The organism is Segatella salivae DSM 15606 (genome assembly GCF_000185845.1).
In the GTDB taxonomy this organism is placed as follows: Bacteria; Bacteroidota; Bacteroidia; order Bacteroidales; family Bacteroidaceae; genus Prevotella; species Prevotella salivae.
The window spans coordinates 1-1154 of sequence record NZ_GL629672.1; the positions used below are offsets into that span (position 1 = coordinate 1).

General features: G+C 39.3%; 1 pseudogene. It reads left to right on the forward strand.

Features of this window, described 5'->3' with window-relative positions:
* Window positions 1-1071: pseudogene (locus HMPREF9420_RS14335) on the forward strand (TonB-dependent receptor); the annotation flags it as partial.
* Window positions 1072-1154 lie beyond the last annotated feature (83 nt).

The following is a 1154-nucleotide window of genomic DNA, read 5'->3' on the forward strand; positions in this document are numbered from 1 at the left end:
CTACCTTATGGCGTTAAGATGACTCTCGAAGCTCTTTATTCTCGTCAGTTGAACGCTGTTTGGTTCAACAACATTGCACTTCAGCCAAATGGCGATATCTATGCAGTTGATGGCGTTGAAGCTTCAAAGACCACCTATTATAAGAGTAATCAAAACGATACTTACACTCTTAATGGCACAACAGGAAAGTACTATGCTAATTCAGTTATTAACTTGAAGAACATTAATCGTGGTCATAGTTATAGTTTGAGTGCTAAGTTTGAAAAGAGCTTTGATTTCGGTCTCGACCTTATGGCAAGCTATACTTTCGGCCATTCCTATTCTGTTAATGATGGAACTTCATCTGTTGCGATGTCAAACTGGAAGTATTATTATTGTGTAGATCCTAATAAGGCAGAAGTTTCTTATTCAATGTTCGACATGCCTCACCGACTAATGTTCCAAGCTGCCTACAACACTAAGCGTTATGGCAATGGTCGTTGGCAGAGCCATGTAACACTTACCTACAATGGAAACAGCGGACAGCGTTACAGTCTCACAATGAATGATAATGCAAGTGCTTCATTCAATGGCGAATATGCAAAAGGAAACACTCTTCTTTATATCCCAACGAAAGAAGAATTGCAGAATATGAACTTCGTTGATAATGTTGATCGCACAACACATCACATCAAAATGACAGCTGCAGAAAGTCGTAAGAACTTCGAAGAGTGGATTGAAAACGACAAATATGCAAAGAATCATCGTGGTCAATATGCAAAGAGAAACAGCAATATAGCACCTTGGGAGAATCATTTTGACTTCCATTTTGCACAGGACTTCTTCTATGACAGAACACGTGGAAGCAAAGTCAGCCTCGTATTCGATATTCTCAATGTAGGAAATCTTATCAACAAGCACTGGGGTGAATACTACGCAAGCACTTACAACGTGCCAGTTATCACCGTACAGGATGTGAAGAAGGTTGCAGGAAAGATGACTCCATCATTTATCTATGGTGCACCTCGCCTTGACCTCAGTGACTTCACAAGTCGTTGGCACATGCAATTAGGTCTACGTGTAACTTTCTAAAGGAACGAGAATAAACTGATTCACATATAAAAAAAGGTAATTCTTTCAGAGATTACCTTTTTTTTATTAACTTTGCGCAATTC